Source organism: Agrobacterium genomosp. 2 str. CFBP 5494, assembly GCF_900013495.1.
Classification (GTDB): Bacteria; Pseudomonadota; Alphaproteobacteria; order Rhizobiales; family Rhizobiaceae; genus Agrobacterium; species Agrobacterium pusense.
This window is the reverse complement of record NZ_LT009718.1, coordinates 181,378-193,849: the sequence shown is the minus strand read 5'-3', so window position 1 is coordinate 193,849 and position 12,472 is coordinate 181,378. Positions and strand designations below refer to the sequence as shown.

General features: G+C 59.6%; 10 protein-coding genes and 1 riboswitch. Of the genes, 7 read left to right on the top strand and 3 right to left on the bottom strand.

Going from position 1 to position 12,472, the window contains the following annotated elements; all coding sequences use genetic code 11:
- Positions 1-8 precede the first annotated feature (8 nt).
- From pyc to AGR2A_RS00870, 5 genes are all read left to right on the top strand, one after another.
- On the top strand, positions 9-3,470 hold the full coding sequence (gene pyc / locus AGR2A_RS00890; RefSeq protein WP_072495171.1) for a pyruvate carboxylase: 3,462 nt from the start codon (positions 9-11) through the stop codon (positions 3,468-3,470).
- Positions 3,471-3,592: 122 nt separating this feature from the next.
- Positions 3,593-4,372 carry a DeoR/GlpR family DNA-binding transcription regulator gene (locus AGR2A_RS00885; protein ID WP_035207974.1) on the top strand — a complete coding sequence of 260 codons (780 nt, stop codon included), beginning with the start codon at positions 3,593-3,595 and terminating at the stop codon, positions 4,370-4,372.
- A 33-nt stretch (positions 4,373-4,405) separates the two neighbouring features.
- Positions 4,406-5,596 carry an MFS transporter gene (locus AGR2A_RS00880; protein ID WP_004443984.1) on the top strand — a complete coding sequence of 397 codons (1,191 nt, stop codon included), beginning with the start codon at positions 4,406-4,408 and terminating at the stop codon, positions 5,594-5,596.
- Between the two features lie 120 nt (positions 5,597-5,716).
- Positions 5,717-6,967 (top strand): flavodoxin-dependent (E)-4-hydroxy-3-methylbut-2-enyl-diphosphate synthase, encoded by a 1,251-nt coding sequence (gene ispG, locus AGR2A_RS00875; RefSeq protein WP_006698284.1) that lies wholly within the window; start codon positions 5,717-5,719, stop codon positions 6,965-6,967.
- A 66-nt stretch (positions 6,968-7,033) separates the two neighbouring features.
- Positions 7,034-7,696 (top strand): OmpA family protein, encoded by a 663-nt coding sequence (locus AGR2A_RS00870; protein ID WP_004443979.1) that lies wholly within the window; start codon positions 7,034-7,036, stop codon positions 7,694-7,696.
- Positions 7,697-7,727: 31 nt separating this feature from the next.
- Here the strand turns inward: AGR2A_RS00870 and AGR2A_RS00865 are convergent, their stop codons facing one another.
- Entirely contained in the window at positions 7,728-8,642 is a 915-nt protein-coding gene (locus AGR2A_RS00865) for a polyprenyl synthetase family protein (RefSeq protein ID WP_004443976.1), read from the bottom strand.
- A 237-nt stretch (positions 8,643-8,879) separates the two neighbouring features.
- Between AGR2A_RS00865 and mtgA the strand changes: the two genes are divergently transcribed.
- Positions 8,880-9,527, top strand: a complete 648-nt coding sequence (gene mtgA, locus AGR2A_RS00860; protein WP_220360067.1) for a monofunctional biosynthetic peptidoglycan transglycosylase — start codon at positions 8,880-8,882, stop codon at positions 9,525-9,527.
- A gap of 15 nt (positions 9,528-9,542) precedes the next feature.
- Here mtgA and AGR2A_RS00855 read toward each other — a convergent pair whose 3' ends face one another.
- Positions 9,543-10,562, bottom strand: coding sequence for an aldose epimerase family protein (locus AGR2A_RS00855; RefSeq protein WP_072495170.1), 1,020 nt, complete (start codon positions 10,560-10,562; stop codon positions 9,543-9,545).
- 76 nt (positions 10,563-10,638) lie between these two features.
- Positions 10,639-11,565 carry a homoserine O-acetyltransferase MetA gene (gene metA, locus AGR2A_RS00850; RefSeq protein WP_022556978.1) on the bottom strand — a complete coding sequence of 309 codons (927 nt, stop codon included), beginning with the start codon at positions 11,563-11,565 and terminating at the stop codon, positions 10,639-10,641.
- Between the two features lie 84 nt (positions 11,566-11,649).
- Positions 11,650-11,726, bottom strand: a riboswitch (SAM riboswitch).
- 89 nt (positions 11,727-11,815) lie between these two features.
- Between metA and AGR2A_RS00845 the strand changes: the two genes are divergently transcribed.
- The gene (locus tag AGR2A_RS00845) at positions 11,816-12,469 is read left to right on the top strand and encodes a thiamine diphosphokinase (protein WP_072495169.1); all 654 of its coding nucleotides are present in this window, start codon (positions 11,816-11,818) and stop codon (positions 12,467-12,469) included.
- The last annotated feature ends 3 nt before the right edge of the window (positions 12,470-12,472 follow it).

Sequence of the window (12,472 nt, the reverse complement as noted above, 5' to 3'; positions counted from 1 at the left end):
AGACCGTCTTGAAAATATCGAAAATACTTGTTGCCAACCGATCCGAAATTGCGATCCGCGTTTTCCGGGCAGCCAACGAGCTCGGGATTAAAACCGTTGCGATTTGGGCGGAAGAGGACAAGCTGTCTTTGCACCGCTTCAAGGCGGACGAGTCCTATCAGGTCGGCAGGGGGCCGCATCTCGCCAAGGATATGGGACCGATCGAGAGCTATCTTTCGATCGAGGAGGTTATCCGCGTTGCGAAGCTCTCCGGAGCGGACGCGATACATCCCGGTTACGGTCTTCTGTCTGAAAGCCCCGAATTCGTGGAGGCCTGCAACAAGGCGGGCATCACCTTCATCGGACCGACGGCGGATACGATGCGCCAGCTCGGCAACAAGGTCGCCGCCCGTAATCTGGCGATTTCGGTTGGCGTTCCCGTCGTTCCCGCCACCGACCCGCTGCCGGACGACATGGCGGAAGTGGAGCGTATGGCCGAGGAGATCGGTTATCCCGTCATGCTCAAGGCCTCCTGGGGCGGTGGTGGCCGTGGCATGCGCGCCATCCGCAAAAAGGAAGACCTTGCCCGCGAGGTGACGGAAGCCAAGCGCGAGGCCAAGGCCGCCTTCGGCAAGGACGAAGTCTATCTCGAAAAGCTGGTCGAGCGTGCGCGCCACGTCGAAAGCCAGATTCTCGGCGACACGCACGGCAATGTCGTGCATCTGTTCGAGCGTGATTGTTCGATCCAGCGGCGTAATCAAAAGGTCGTCGAGCGTGCGCCTGCGCCCTATCTGTCGGAAGCGCAACGCCAGGAACTGGCCGCCTATTCCCTGAAGATCGCCGCCGCGACCAGCTATATCGGTGCAGGCACGGTCGAATATCTGATGGATGCCGACACCGGCAAATTCTACTTCATCGAGGTCAATCCGCGCATTCAGGTGGAACATACTGTCACGGAAGTCGTCACCGGTATCGATATCGTCAAGGCACAGATTCACATTCTGGAAGGCGCCGCCATCGGCACGCCGGAATCCGGGGTGCCGAGGCAGGAGGATATCCGCCTGAATGGCCACGCCCTTCAGTGCCGCATTACGACGGAAGACCCGGAACACAATTTCATTCCGGATTATGGCCGTATCACCGCTTATCGCTCCGCTTCAGGCTTCGGTATCCGTCTGGACGGCGGCACGTCCTATACTGGCGCTGTCATCACCCGCTACTATGATCCGTTGCTTGTGAAGGTGACGGCCTGGGCGCCGCGGCCTGACGAGGCGATCAACCGTATGGATCGCGCTTTGCGCGAATTCCGTATTCGCGGCGTGGCGACCAACCTCACATTCCTAGAGGCCATCATCGGCCATGACAGTTTCCGCAACAATACCTATACAACACGCTTCATCGATTCGACCCCCGAGCTTTTTGCCCAGGTCAAACGGCAGGACCGCGCTACCAAGCTTTTGACCTATCTCGCCGATGTGACCGTGAACGGCCACCCGGAAACCAAGGGACGCGCAAGGCCCTCGGACAAGGCGGCAAAGCCCATCGTGCCCTATATCGATGCGCCGACGCCCGACGGCACCAAGCAGTTGCTGGACAAGCTCGGCCCGAAGGGTTTCGCAGACTGGATGCGCAACGAAAAGCGGGTACTCGTCACGGATACGACGATGCGCGACGGACATCAGTCGCTGCTTGCGACCCGTGTCCGTACCCATGATATCGCCCGCGTCGCCAGCGCCTATGCCAAAGCGTTGCCACAGCTTCTGTCGCTGGAGTGCTGGGGCGGTGCGACATTCGACGTTTCCATGCGCTTCTTGACCGAAGACCCGTGGGAGCGTCTGGCGCTGATCCGCGAAGGTGCTCCCAACCTGCTGCTGCAGATGCTTCTGCGCGGGGCAAACGGCGTCGGGTACAAGAACTACCCGGATAACGTCGTGAAGTATTTTGTCCGTCAGGCCGCAAAGGGCGGCATTGATCTTTTCCGTGTCTTCGATTGCCTGAACTGGGTGGAGAATATGCGGGTCTCGATGGATGCCATCTCGGAGGAAAACAAGCTCTGTGAAGCGGCCATCTGCTACACCGGAGACATCCTCAATTCAGCGCGTCCGAAATACGACCTGAAATATTACACCAATCTCGCCCAGGAACTGGAACGCGCAGGCGCGCATATTATTGCCGTCAAGGATATGGCGGGCCTGCTGAAACCGGCTGCCGCCAAGGTTCTGTTCAAGGCGCTGCGGGAAGAAACGGGTCTGCCGATCCATTTCCACACCCATGATACGTCCGGAATTGCGGCAGCGACGGTTCTTGCCGCCGTGGATGCGGGTGTCGACGCGGTCGATGCCGCGATGGACGCCTTCTCTGGCAATACGTCGCAGCCGTGCCTTGGTTCGATCGTGGAAGCGCTTGCCGGGTCGGAACGCGATACGGGCCTTGATACCGAATGGATTCGCCGCATTTCCTTCTATTGGGAGGCCGTGCGCAACCAGTATGTGGCTTTCGAAAGCGATCTCAAGGGGCCGGCGTCGGAAGTCTATCTGCACGAAATGCCGGGTGGTCAGTTCACTAACCTCAAGGAGCAGGCGCGTTCGCTGGGTCTCGAAAGCCGTTGGCACGAAGTGGCGCAGGCTTACGCCGATGCCAACAGGATGTTCGGCGATATCGTCAAGGTGACGCCGTCTTCGAAAGTCGTCGGTGATATGGCGCTGATGATGGTCAGTCAGGATCTGACAGTGGCCGACGTACAGAATCCGGAGCGCGAGGTCTCTTTCCCGGAGTCCGTGGTTTCCATGCTGAAGGGCGATCTCGGACAATCGCCCGGCGGTTGGCCGGAAGCCCTGCAGAAAAAAGCGTTGAAGGGCGAAGCGCCCTATACCGTTCGTCCGGGTTCACTATTGGCGGATGCCGATCTCGATGCCGAACGGGAGACCATCGAGACCAAGCTGGAGCGCAAGGTCGATGATTTCGAGTTCGCGTCCTATCTGATGTATCCGAAGGTATTCACGGATTTCGCGCTCACCGCCGAAACTTATGGTCCGGTCTCGGTGCTTCCCACCCATGCCTATTTCTACGGAATGGAGGATGGCGAGGAACTGTTTGCCGATATCGAGCGCGGCAAGACGCTGGTCATCGTCAATCAGGCTTCGTCCGGCGTTGACGACAAGGGCATGGTGACGGTGTTTTTCGAAATCAATGGTCAGCCGCGCCGTATCAAGGTGCCGGATCGGACGCATGGTGCTTCCGGCTCTGCCGTGCGCCGCAAGGCCGAACCTGGCAACGTGTCGCATGTCGGGGCACCGATGCCGGGTGTCATCAGCCGCGTCTTCGTCACTCAAGGCCAGGAGGTCAAGGCTGGCGATGTGTTGCTCTCCATCGAGGCGATGAAGATGGAAACGGCGCTTCACGCAGAGCGGGATGGCAAGATCGCGGAAGTTCTGGTGCGCCCGGGCGACCAGATCGATGCGAAGGATCTACTGATCGCTTACGCGGAATAAATACAGTCGTCGATTGAACAGTCAGACGCCCGCCTTCCCGGCGGGCGTTTTTTATTGCGCTTCCCTGGAAACTCGAATATGCATGTTCATGCACGTTTATTCCTGTTTATGCATGAGTCTGCATGAGTGATCATTTCGTCAGCGAGCGGCAGGCGCTCATCCTCGAACAGTTGCGGCAGAGCGGCCGTGTGCTGGCGCAGGACCTCGCCCAAAACTTTGGCGTTTCTGAAGACACGGTTCGCCGCGACCTGCGAGAGATGGCGGCCCGCGGCGAATGCATGCGCGTTTATGGCGGCGCCCTGCTCTCCGATAGCAAGACGGTGCCGCTGAAGACGCGGATCGCCGAGGATGCGGACCGCAAGGCTCTGCTGGCCCGCGCCGTTGTCCCGCTTCTCAAGCCGGGCATGGTCGTTTTCATCGATGCCGGTTCGACGAACCTCGCCATTGCCAGGGCGATCCCGGCTGGTCTCAATGTAACGGTGGTGACGAATACGCCCGCCATTGCCGCCGAACTCACGGGGCGGGCGGATATCGATCTTGTGCTGATCGGTGGCAAGGTTGATCCCGCCGTTGGTGCGGCAATCGATGCAATGGCGCTGCGGCAGCTCGAATTGATGCGACCCGATCTCTGTGTTCTCGGGGTCTGTGGTGTCGCGGTCGAGACCGGCCTGTCGGCCGATGTCTTCGAGGATGCCGTTTTCAAGCGGCTCGCCTGCAGCGCCAGCCAGCGGATTGTCGCTGCAATCACCACCGAGAAGCTGGGGCATAAGGCAGCGTTCCACGTGCATGATTTTTCCCCGCCGCTTTCCCTTGTGCTGGAACGGGATGCCGACCGCGTATTGGTCGAGGGCGTGTCCAGCCGAGGTGTAGACGTTTATTGCGGCGACGATGCCGTCGCCTGATTTTCACATGGTCAAGTCTGAAGGATATAGCCGATGAATGGCCCCACCACATTTTCGCAGACGGGTGCACGCTCGTCCTATCTGACGCGTCATCGTATCGGCGTTTCTCTGCTGTTCTTGATGAACGGGTTCATGATGGGATCATGGGCGCCCAAGATTCCCGAATTTGCGGCGCGTCTTTCCCTTAGTGAAAGCGCGCTTGGTCTCATCATCCTGGTCTTCGGTATCGGCTCGCTGGTTTTCATGCCGATCGCCGGCTCGCAGATCGCCCGTTTTGGCTCCCGGACGGTCAGTCTCGTGACCGCGGCGATCTTTCTGCCCACACTGCTTTTCATTTCCTGGGCGGGAACCGTCTGGGCCGGGGTAATCGCGGTTTTCCTGTTTGGCGGCCTAACGGGAGCGATGGATGTCGCCATGAATGCCAATGCGGTAGCGGTTGAGCGCGATATGCGCCGCGCCATCATGTCATCCTGCCACGCTTTCTGGAGCCTCGGCGGCCTCATCGGGGCCGGTCTCGGCGGTTATCTCATCACGGCCATCGGCGTGCAGGGGCATGCCATTGCGCTGACGGTCATCGCATTCGTACTGCTGATCGTGGCATGGCCGCGTGTGCTTGCAGATCGTCCGCACCCGGAGGAAGAGCGCCCGAAAGGCGGCCTGCCGCTGACGCCGCTGCCGTGGATCATCGGCCTGATGGCCCTTTTCTCGATGATCCCGGAAGGCGCAATCCTCGACTGGGGCGCTCTTTATCTGCGCAACGAGCTCGGAGCTTCGGTGTCACAATCCGGCTTCGCCTTTGCGGCTTTCTCGATGACCATGGCGGCCATGCGTTTTGCCGGCGATCTGGTGCGCGACCGCTTCGGGGCTGTGACGACCCTGCGCTTCTGTTCGGCCATGTCGATTATCGGTCTTCTTATCGCCGGTATTGCGGGAAATTCCACCATCGCGATCGTTGGCTTCGCGATTGCGGGCATCGGCATCTCCAACATGGTGCCCATTGCCTTCTCGGCGGCGGGCAATATGCCGGGCCTGGCACCGGGAATCGGCCTTTCGGTCGTCACCACCATGGGTTATTCCGGCATTCTGGTGGCGCCATCGGCGATTGGCTTCATTGCGGAACATACCGGTCTCGCCAGCGTCTTCCTGTTTCTCCCGTTACTGCATGTGGTGGTTCTGCTACTTTCGCGGCTCGCCCGTCATGCCGACGGTGCGGGCAAGGAATAGGCGTATCGAATTTTGCCATGATTGCGGTAAAGTAGAAGCTCCAGCGCGTTGGGTGTTGACAAGAAGTCCCCCTTGTTTCACCTCAATTGCAAGACCTTGCCGCAAGCTCCAGAGACCGCCATGACGTCACATGCCGATTACGACCCGAAGCCCCGCCGCGCCTCCGTCGCCGTAGACGTCGGCGGCGTCATCGTCGGTGGCGGCGCACCCGTCGTCGTGCAGTCGATGACCAATACCGATACGGCTGATATCGACGCCACCGTCAGCCAAGTGGCGGCGCTGTTCCGGGCCGGTTCGGAAATCGTCCGTATCACCGTAGACCGTGATGAGAGTGCGGCCGCCGTGCCGAAAATTCGCGAACGGCTGCTGCGTCTTGGGATGGATGTGCCGCTGGTCGGTGATTTTCATTATATCGGCCACAAGCTTCTGGCCGACCATCCGGCCTGCGCCGAAGCGCTGGCGAAGTACCGCATCAACCCGGGCAATGTCGGTTTCAAGGACAAGAAGGACAAGCAGTTTGGTGAGATCGTCGAAATGGCGATCCGTTACGACAAGCCCGTTCGCATCGGTGTCAACTGGGGATCTCTGGATCAGGAATTGCTGACTACGCTGATGGACAGGAACAAGGAAGAGGGCTTTCCGCTTTCCGCCCGTCAGGTCACGCGGGAGGCCATTGTTCAGTCGGCGCTGATTTCCGCCGAGCTTGCTGAAGAGATCGGCCTGCCGCGCAACCGTATCATCCTCTCGGCCAAGGTCAGCCAGGTGCAGGACCTGATTGCCGTCTATTCGATGTTGTCTGAACGCTCCGACCATGCCCTCCATCTCGGTCTCACGGAAGCCGGCATGGGTTCAAAGGGTATCGTCGCCTCGTCCGCCGCCATGGGTTATGTGTTGCAGCATGGTATTGGCGATACGATCCGCGTTTCACTGACGCCTGAGCCGAATGGCGACCGGACCCGCGAGGTGCAGGTGGCGCAGGAATTGCTGCAGGTCATGGGTTTCCGTCAGTTCATTCCGGTGGTTGCGGCATGTCCCGGCTGCGGGCGTACCACGTCGACGGTATTTCAGGAACTGGCCCAGAACATCCAGAACGATATCCGCAAGAATATGCCGGTCTGGCGTGAAAAATATCCCGGCGTCGAGGCATTAAATGTCGCCGTCATGGGTTGCATCGTAAATGGTCCCGGTGAAAGCAAGCACGCGGATATCGGCATTTCGCTGCCCGGAACGGGCGAAAGCCCGGCGGCGCCGGTCTTTATCGACGGAGAGAAAGCCCTCACCCTGCGTGGCCCCAACATAGCCGCTGATTTCGAAGCGCTTGTGACCGATTACATCGAAAAGCGTTTTGGCCGGAAAGACGCGGCGGAGTAACGAGTAGCGTGAAAAGGCCGCAATTCCACTGTCATACCTCCTGACCCTTTCGGAGCATCAAAACACATGATCAAAAAAATCGCGATCGTCGCCCTTTGCGGCACCTATCTTTCCGCCTGCACCACCACCGATCCCTATACGGGCGAGCAGAAAATGTCGAACACGGCCGGCGGCGCGGGTATCGGCGCTGTTGTCGGTGCGCTCGGCGGTCTGGCTGTGGGCGGTTCGCCGGTCGGACGCCGTAACGCTGCCCTGATCGGTGCCGGCATCGGCGCGCTCGCTGGCGGCGCCATCGGCAATTACATGGATGGCCAGGAAGCGGAACTCCGCGCGCAGCTTCAGGGGACCGGCGTTTCGGTGACCCGCCGTGGCGACAGCATTGTTCTCAACATGCCGTCGAATATCACCTTTGCCACGGATCAGGATCAGGTCATTCCGCCCTTCTATCAGACGCTCGATTCCGTTGCGATCGTGCTGAACAAGTTCAACCGCACGCTGATCGACATCAACGGCCATACCGACTCGACCGGTAGCCTCGCCCACAATCAGGGGCTTTCGGAACGCCGCGCCGCGTCGGTTGCCAACTATCTCGGCGCACGCGGTGTCGATCAACGACGCATTTCAACACTTGGCTTTGGGCCTTCGCAGCCCATCGCCTCGAACGCAACGTCTGATGGTCGCGCCCAAAACCGCCGTGTGGAAGTGTTGATTTCGCCGCTCAAGGGCTGATCGACTGGAGAGGCTGAGCGGGAAAACCCACTCAGCTTTTTCGTTCTGCGATAAATCTGGCGGCCGCGATGAGAATCGCGGCCTTTTCGCCATAGGGAGCCAGGAGTTCGCTGGCCTCTGCCACTTGTTCCTGAAGTTTGCGACGCGCCCAGTCTTGGCCGCGCAGCGCCACCAGCGTTCCCTTGCCGCGTGCGGCATCCTTGCCGGTCGCCTTGCCCATGGTGGCGGCGTCGGCCGTCAAATCCAGGAGATCGTCTGCAAGCTGGAAGGCGAGGCCGATTTTTTCTCCAAAGAGGCGTAGCCTCTGCCTTTCGCAATCATCGCTACCGGCGATGATTGCGCCCGCCTCGCAGGCGAAGCGCAGCAGTGCGCCGGTTTTCATAGCCTGCAATGTAATAATGCCGGTTTCGTCCGGTGCGTTCTTTTCCGCGGCGAGATCAAGCGCCTGCCCGCCGGCCATGCCGCCGATGCCCGCTGCGCGGGCAAGCGAAAGCACGAGCGCGGCCTTGCGCCCGGCCGCGAGCGGATTTTCTTCCGATGCAATGATATCAAAGGCCAGCGTCAGCAGGCTGTCGCCAGCGAGGATGGCGGTCGCCTCGTCGAATTTGCGATGCACCGTTGGCTGGCCACGACGGAGGTCGTCGTCATCCATAGCCGGCAGATCGTCGTGAACCAGCGAATAGCAATGGAGGCATTCCAGCGCGGCACCGGCAAAAAGCGCAGCTTCTCCATCTCCGCCGAGGAGTGCGGCGCTTTCGATGACTAGGAAGGGCCGCAGGCGTTTACCGCCGTTCAGCACGCCGTGGCGCATGGCCTCGAGCAGATTCTGCGGACGCGCGATCTCATCCGCGCGTGTCTCGCCGGAGAGCAGGCGGCCAAGCAGGGCTTCGGTCCTGGCGGCGTTCTCGCGCAGCCGCGTTTCGAAATTCGTCATCTGAGCGTCCATGCCGCGCTCTTTGGCACGCCGCGCGAATGCAGGCAAACCTTTTCGTGATTCCCCAACTCAACTGTCGCGCCGGACTCGCCTTGAAGACGGCAATGGACTATGAAAGGCTTCAACTGGCGTGGGGTGCGGGGACGGATAGTGAGCAGTACGCCTGAAAGCGACGCAGATTACGCCGTGCTGGCGGAAGACCGGAGCAGTCCGAAGGTGGATTTTCGCACGTTGGCCAAGCGCATCATCATGACCTTGCTGGCATTGCTCATCCTGCCTTATCTGCTGATTCCGGTTTATGCGTTGCCCTTCATCCGGCCCGTGTCGACGCTGATGCTTGCCGATCTGGTCACGCTGCAAGGCTATGACAGGCGCTGGGTGCCACTAGAGGATATTTCACCGCGCCTCGTGCAATCGGTGATGATGTCCGAGGATGGGCAATTCTGTTTTCACGGCGGGGTTGACTGGAACCAGATGCAGTCCGTGGTCAGCAATGCGCTCGACGGGGCCGCGACGCGCGGTGCCAGCACCATCCCGATGCAGACGGCCAAAAACCTGTTTTTATGGAACGGTCGTTCGTTTCTGCGCAAGGGACTGGAATTGCCGCTGGCGATTGCCGCCGATTTCGTATGGTCAAAAAAGCGGATGATGGAGATTTATCTCAACGTCGCCGAATGGGGACCGGGTATTTACGGCATCGAGGCTGCCGCCCAGCACCATTTCAAGGTGCCGGCCGCCAAGCTCAGTTCCCGACAGGCCGCACTTCTGGCCGTTTCGCTTCCCAATCCCATTGATCGTGTGGCCAGCAAGCCGGGGCGCGGGTTGCAGAGGCTCGCCGGCCTTATCGAGCGCCGCGCCCGCGCCTCGGGCAGCTATGTCGGCTGCGTGCTGGATTGATACCAGCGCGCCGCTTCAGCCCTTCTTGAAAATATAGTCGGTTTCCTGGCGCAGCGTCTCGCCCGGCCGTAGGATGGCATGCGGAAAATCACGGTGGTTGACGGCATCCGGCCAGATCTGTGTTTCCAGGCAGAAACCGGCAAAGGGACCGTAGTGACGGCCATCGAGGCCCGGAACGGGAACGTCCAGTTTGAAAGCCGAATAAAACTGCACACCGGGTTCGGTGGTGTGAACCTCTAGAGCTATATCGGAGGCTGGCGAATAAGCGCGGGCGACCTTGCGCTTGGCGCGGCGCTCGGGCGAAAGGCAGAAATTATGGTCGTAGAGAACCTGCTCACCATTTTCGCTGCGCCGCATCGGCGTCGGGTGGCGAAGGTCGAAGACGGTGCCTTCGACGGAGCGGATTTCGCCGGTCGGTATCTGCTTGTCGTTGGTGGGCAGGTAAAAGTCAGCCGCGATGCTGATCTCATGCCCAAGTGCGGTGTCGGCGCCATCGAGATTGAAATAGGAATGCTGGCACACGTTGGCGATGGTCGGCTTGTCGGTCACCGTTTCATAGACCACCGAAAGTACGCCGCCGTCACGGATCGTGTAGGTGGCTGTGACCGTGCAGTTGCCGGGATAACCGGCACGGCCATCGGGGTCGATGATCTGCAGAACCGCGTGGCTTTCGCCGTGTTCCATCAGCATCCAGTTGCGTTTGCCCATGCCGTCGCTGCCGCCGTGCAGGTGGGTTACGCCCTTTTCATTCAGCTCCAGCTGGTATTCGTGACCGTCGATCGAAAATCTGCCATTGCCGATGCGGTTGGCGTTACGGCCGGGTGTGGCGCCGAAATAGGAGGAATATTTATAGTCCTCGAATTTGTCGAAGCCGAGAACGAGCGGCGGCTGGTGACCCTCAAGGCGCAAATCCTGGATGACGGCACCCCAGGTAATGACCTTCGCTGTAAGCCCACCTTTCGAAATGGTGACACGCTCGACCTTTTCGCCCGTTGCCGTGAAACCAAAATTCTCCCGTGCTGCCCCGTCGCTCATAACATCATTCTCCCGGTTGCCATGAATTGCCGGGCGGACGTTGCGTCATTTCCCGGCAATTCGCAATCCCGCAAATTCAGGCCGCCAGCTGGCCGATGGCCTCGAGTTCATACGGTGTGGTCTGGTATATCTCGTTGATCCAGTTTCCGAAAAACAGATGGGCATGACTGCGCCAGCGGTTAAGGGGCGCGAGTTCGGGGTCGTTATGCGGAAAATAATCATGCGGCAGCTTGATCGGCACGCCGGCGTGAACATCGCGGAAATACTCTTCCGAAAGCGATGTCGAATCATATTCGACATGATTGAACATATAGAGACGGTTGCCTGCCTTCTCATGTACCAGACATACACCCATTTCCTCCGACTCCATGAGGATTTCGAGTTCCGGATGTTTTTCGATGTCGGCGCGGCGCACTTCCGTCCAGCGTGACACGGGAACCTGGAAATCGTCCGAAAAACCATTGAGGTAGATCGACGAGGGGCAAAGATTGCGGTGGCGGTAAACACCGAAAGCCTTTTCCTTCAGCTCGTATTTAGGCACGCCGTGGAAGTGATAGATGGCGGCCATCGCGCCCCAGCAGACGTTGAGGGTCGAATGGACATTGGTCCGCGTCCACTCGAAAATCTTTTGCATTTCATTCCAGTAGGTCACGTCCTCATAGTCCAGCAGCTCAATGGGAGCACCGGTGATGATGAAACCGTCGAACTTGCGGTGACGCACCTCTTCCCACGTCTCGTAGAAGGAGAGGAGATGTTCTTCCGGTGTGTTCTTGGCGCGATGACCGCCGATGCGCACGAGCGACAACTCAACCTGAAGCGGCGAGGCGCCAACGAGGCGCGCCATCTGGATTTCCGTCTTGATCTTGTTCGGCATGAGGTTGAGAAGCCCGATCTGGAGCGGGCGGATATCCTGCCGGATGGCCGCCGTTTCGGTCATGACCCGCACGCCCTCGTGAACGAGGGTCTCAAAGGCGGGAAGCGTATCGGGAATCTTGATCGGCATGTCGAACTCTCTTTTCCGGATCACGTAAAGAACGTTGCGAAAACAAAAAAACCGGCAGCGGAAATCGCGACCGGTCCCAGGAAATTGCCTTTTTCCTCGACCCTTTAGCGACTTCTTTAAAGTGGCTGCAAGCCGGTCGGCAAATCACCACTAAGGCGTTTCATAATCCCGAAGCCGACGAAAATCAATATGGACGGTTTTCGGAGGCTTTCGGCTTTCCATTTTCGGCCGAGGTGCGATAAGGCAGGGCATGGATAAAGCGCACTTCACCATTCTGCTCGGCGGCGATGTTTCGGTTACTGATCGTCTCAGGGACGCGGTGGCGGGTAGCCGCGTGATCGCGGCTGATGGCGGCATGCGCCACGCCCGGCCGCTTGGCCTCACACCGGAGTTGTGGGTCGGGGATTTCGATTCCGCCAGCAAAGAGTTGCTGGATGCCTGGCCCGGTGTGACACGGCAGCCTTACCCGGCAGCAAAGGCGGTGACCGATGGTGAGATAGCGGTCTCGGAGGCGCTCGCCCGCGGCGCCGGTACGCTGGTGCTTGTCGGCGCGCTCGGGGGTGCACGAAGCGACCATGCCCTCCAGCACCTCCTTTACGCCGTCGCGCTTGCCGAACGTGGTCTCGATGTTTCGCTCACCTCCGGCGAGGAAGAGGCCCGGCCGCTGCTCCCGGGCTCGCTTAATGTCTCTCTACCCGCAGGCTCGCTTTTCTCGGTGGCCGGCTTCACAGCCCTGAAGGGGCTGGATATCGGCAATGTGCGTTACCCGCTGGAGGATTTCGCGCTTGCTTTCGGTTCCTCCCGCACTATTTCCAATGTCGCGAATGGCGGCCCTGTGCATTTTTCGCTTAAAAGCGGAAAAGCCATCGTGCTCGCCCGCCCTTATGATCTGACCGGAGCCTGACGC

What these genes read in the sequence shown, in the direction of transcription:
- mtgA (WP_220360067.1), top strand. Translation starts at nt 8,880, where the DNA reads ATGACCTTGCTGGCATTGCTCATCCTGCCTTATCTGCTGATTCCGGTT.
- AGR2A_RS00855 (WP_072495170.1), bottom strand. Translation starts at nt 10,562, where the DNA reads ATGAGCGACGGGGCAGCACGGGAGAATTTTGGTTTCACGGCAACGGGC.
- AGR2A_RS00885 (WP_035207974.1), top strand. Translation starts at nt 3,593, where the DNA reads ATGAGTGATCATTTCGTCAGCGAGCGGCAGGCGCTCATCCTCGAACAG.
- AGR2A_RS00880 (WP_004443984.1), top strand. Translation starts at nt 4,406, where the DNA reads ATGAATGGCCCCACCACATTTTCGCAGACGGGTGCACGCTCGTCCTAT.
- AGR2A_RS00845 (WP_072495169.1), top strand. Translation starts at nt 11,816, where the DNA reads ATGGATAAAGCGCACTTCACCATTCTGCTCGGCGGCGATGTTTCGGTT.
- metA (WP_022556978.1), bottom strand. Translation starts at nt 11,565, where the DNA reads ATGCCGATCAAGATTCCCGATACGCTTCCCGCCTTTGAGACCCTCGTT.
- ispG (WP_006698284.1), top strand. Translation starts at nt 5,717, where the DNA reads ATGACGTCACATGCCGATTACGACCCGAAGCCCCGCCGCGCCTCCGTC.
- AGR2A_RS00865 (WP_004443976.1), bottom strand. Translation starts at nt 8,642, where the DNA reads ATGGACGCTCAGATGACGAATTTCGAAACGCGGCTGCGCGAGAACGCC.
- AGR2A_RS00870 (WP_004443979.1), top strand. Translation starts at nt 7,034, where the DNA reads ATGATCAAAAAAATCGCGATCGTCGCCCTTTGCGGCACCTATCTTTCC.